Origin of the sequence: Roseivirga sp. UBA1976, assembly GCF_002336325.1 — a bacterium.
Classification (GTDB): domain Bacteria; phylum Bacteroidota; class Bacteroidia; order Cytophagales; family Cyclobacteriaceae; genus Roseivirga; species Roseivirga thermotolerans.
The window spans coordinates 2,935-5,840 of record NZ_DDDQ01000004.1; the positions used below are offsets into that span (position 1 = coordinate 2,935).

A 2,906-nucleotide genomic window follows, 5' to 3' on the forward strand; every position below is an offset into this window, starting at 1 on the left:
TGCTTCGGCTTCAGAAATTGTAGCCGGGGTAATGCAAGACTATGACCGGGGCATACTGGTAGGTAGAAAGTCCTATGGTAAAGGATTAGTGCAGCGCACCTTGCCGCTCTCTTACAACTCGCAAATGAAAGTGACCATTGCTAAGTATTATACACCGAGCGGAAGGTGTATTCAGGCCATAGACTACAGCTCCAGAAACCCGGATGGTTCTGTAGGGAAGATTGCCGACTCACTTAAAACTGCTTTTAGAACCGAAAATGGGCGGCCGGTTTATGATGGTGGAGGAATCGATCCGGATGTTCAGGTAGAAAGGCCAAGACTTTCACCAGTAGCTATTGGCCTGCTTAAAGAAGACCTTATTTTTAAGTTTGCTAACCAATATTCAGGCGCTGTTCCGCAGATTCAGAACGCTCAATCGTTCGAGCTTCCCGAAAAGCTTTATCTCGACTTTAAGAAATGGGTGAGCGATAAAACCTTTAGTTATTCTTCTCCATTACAAACCAAAATCGATGAACTAAAAGTAGCAGCCGAACGATATGGTGAAACTGACAAGATAGGCCAGGCCCTAAAGCAGTTAGAAGCTGCGTTGAGTCGAGATGTGCAGTCCGATATGGAAAAAAGCAAAGAAGAGATTAAATACCTGATCAAGGAAGAGTTTGCCATGCGTCAGCACCTCGAAAGAGGTCAGATAGAAGCCTCCTTTTCTTTCGATAACGATTTAAAAAGAGCGATTCAACTGCTTAACAATCCTATAGAATACAACAAAATTCTTTCAGGCCGGTGACCCTTCCTTTATATCTGTTGCTTTTTGTTATGGGACTTGCCGGTGGTTTTTTAGCCGGGCTTATAGGAATAGGAGGAGGAGTAATGTATGTGCTCATATTACCCTATATGTTGGGTATAATGGGTTTTCCTGATGAGGCCATAGTACAACTAACCATTGCTAACTCTATATTTGGAACCATGTTTGCCGCATTGGCCGGCAATATTGCCCTTTGGAGAAAAAGAGAGTTTTACTGGAAAGAAGTAGTGGTTATGGGAAGTTTTGCAACCCTTGTAGGCCTCCTTCTACTGCATTATTTTGTGAATACCCCCGCCTATCAAAAGACTGAATTCAATCTGATAGTAATTCTCCTCATGATTGGTATAATTTGGAGAACATTGAGGCAGGCGCGTAAGGAAGAATCCAACAATTCGGAAAAAAAAGTGGGGTTGCTGGGGTCAGGGTTTGTGGGAGCATCAGCAGGGGCAGTTGCGGCCTTGTCAGGTCTGGGAGGAGGTACCATTATCATCCCCATCCTCAACTCGGGCTTTCAAATGACCATGCAAAAGGCCAAGTCCATCTCTTTGGGGGTTATATTTATAACCGCCTTCTGTATTACACTGCTCAATACTTTCAGTTCCACAGGTTATAGCTCGCAATGGCACACTACCGGATATATTGTATGGCCGCTCGCACTCACCATATCCATGGGCGTAGTCATAGCTTCGCCATTAGGGGTATTAGTAGCTAGAAAAATGAGTAGTCGAACAATCAGTTATATCTTTGTGCTCTTTGTAATGGTTGTTATAGCCGATAAACTGATTCAATTACTCTAATGTCTTTCATATTAAGTATAGAAACCGCCACTACCGTTTGTTCCGTGGCAATTACCAGCGGACAAAACATAGTGTGTGAAAAAAAGCTATTCTCAGATAAGTCTCATGCCAATAAGCTAACACTTCTCATTCAGGAACTGCTCAAAAAGGCAGAGCTAAAGATGGTGCAGATGAGTGCAATAGCTGTTTCTATGGGTCCCGGGTCTTACACAGGTCTTCGTATTGGGCTTTCAACAGCCAAAGGCATCTGTTTTGCGCTCAACAAGCCCTTAATTGGAATTAGCACCCTCAAGGCCATGGCCAAAGAGGCCTCCATAAATCATAAGGACACACTTCTTTGTCCAATGATAGACGCCAGAAGAATGGAGGTTTATACAGCTCTGTACAATCAGTCGCTAACGCAGCTTCAGGAACCTCGGCCACTCATTTTAAATCAAGATAGTTTTGCGGAAACCCTCAGCAGTCAAAAAGTGTTGTTCTTTGGCAATGGTGCCGACAAGTTTCAAGACATCATGAATAGCAAGAATGCCAGTTTTCTGAAAGACTTCAGTCCGTCAGCGTGGGCAGTAGGCCTTTTAGCTGGTCATAAGTTAGAGAACACGGAGTTTGAAAACCTTGCTTATACAGAGCCTGGTTACCTAAAAGAGTTTCAGGCTACAACCCCTAAACCACTACTCTAATGGAAGAAAAAGAAATTGTAAATCGGGTAGCAAGCAGTCCACTGGTAACACTAGACCTTGAGCAATACTATCATTCAGGCCAAAGAGTGATTTATGATATCGCTCAACACCTTTTTCAAGGAATGATTCTTAGAGAAAAAGATCTAAGAGACTTTGTAAAAACACACGATTGGTCACAGTATGAAAATAAAAATATTGCGCTCACTTGCAGTGAGGATGCCATAGTGCCAACCTGGGCATATATGCTACTCGCAAGTCGTCTTGAAGGTGTCGCCCATATGGTAGTTTTAGGTAGTTTAGAAACTCTTGAGTTTGCTTTGTACAAAGAAGCACTAAGTAAAATCGATCTTACCCATTACAAAAACCGACCAGTTGTAATAAAAGGGTGCGGAAAATTACCTGTTCCCGAATCTGCTTATGTAGAACTTACAAGAATTTTAAAACCCCATGTAAAGTCCATCATGTATGGCGAGCCTTGCAGTACAGTGCCCCTTTATAAAAAACCCAAGACGCCTATCAGTTGATGATCAGTGGATTAGAAAATTATTTCGAAAAACTCTTCAGAAAGCTTGTTCTAATCAAAAAAGCCTAGCTACATTTGCGTCCCGTTTGCAAGGAACGGGGGGA

General features: G+C 42.8%; 4 protein-coding genes. All 4 read left to right on the forward strand.

The genetic code is table 11. The features are described from left to right. A partial coding sequence (locus B3763_RS00150) for a S41 family peptidase (RefSeq protein WP_286742344.1) occupies positions 1-784 on the forward strand: 784 nt, incomplete at its 5' end. Next, positions 781-1,599, forward strand: a complete 819-nt coding sequence (locus B3763_RS00155) for a sulfite exporter TauE/SafE family protein (RefSeq protein WP_189631750.1) — start codon at positions 781-783, stop codon at positions 1,597-1,599. The genes B3763_RS00150 and B3763_RS00155, both read left to right, overlap by 4 nt. After that, on the forward strand, positions 1,599-2,279 hold the full coding sequence (tsaB, locus tag B3763_RS00160) for a tRNA (adenosine(37)-N6)-threonylcarbamoyltransferase complex dimerization subunit type 1 TsaB (protein WP_286742346.1): 681 nt from the start codon (positions 1,599-1,601) through the stop codon (positions 2,277-2,279). The genes B3763_RS00155 and tsaB overlap by 1 nt, the downstream gene beginning before the upstream one ends. Continuing rightward, positions 2,279-2,803 (forward strand): DUF2480 family protein, encoded by a 525-nt coding sequence (locus B3763_RS00165; protein WP_189631752.1) that lies wholly within the window; start codon positions 2,279-2,281, stop codon positions 2,801-2,803. The genes tsaB and B3763_RS00165 overlap by 1 nt, the downstream gene beginning before the upstream one ends. Positions 2,804-2,906: the final 103 nt, after the last annotated feature.

Excerpts from the sequence above, each read along its gene's own strand:
- tsaB (WP_286742346.1), top strand. The coding sequence starts at position 1,599 with ATGTCTTTCATATTAAGTATAGAAACCGCCACTACCGTTTGTTCCGTG.
- B3763_RS00165 (WP_189631752.1), top strand. The coding sequence starts at position 2,279 with ATGGAAGAAAAAGAAATTGTAAATCGGGTAGCAAGCAGTCCACTGGTA.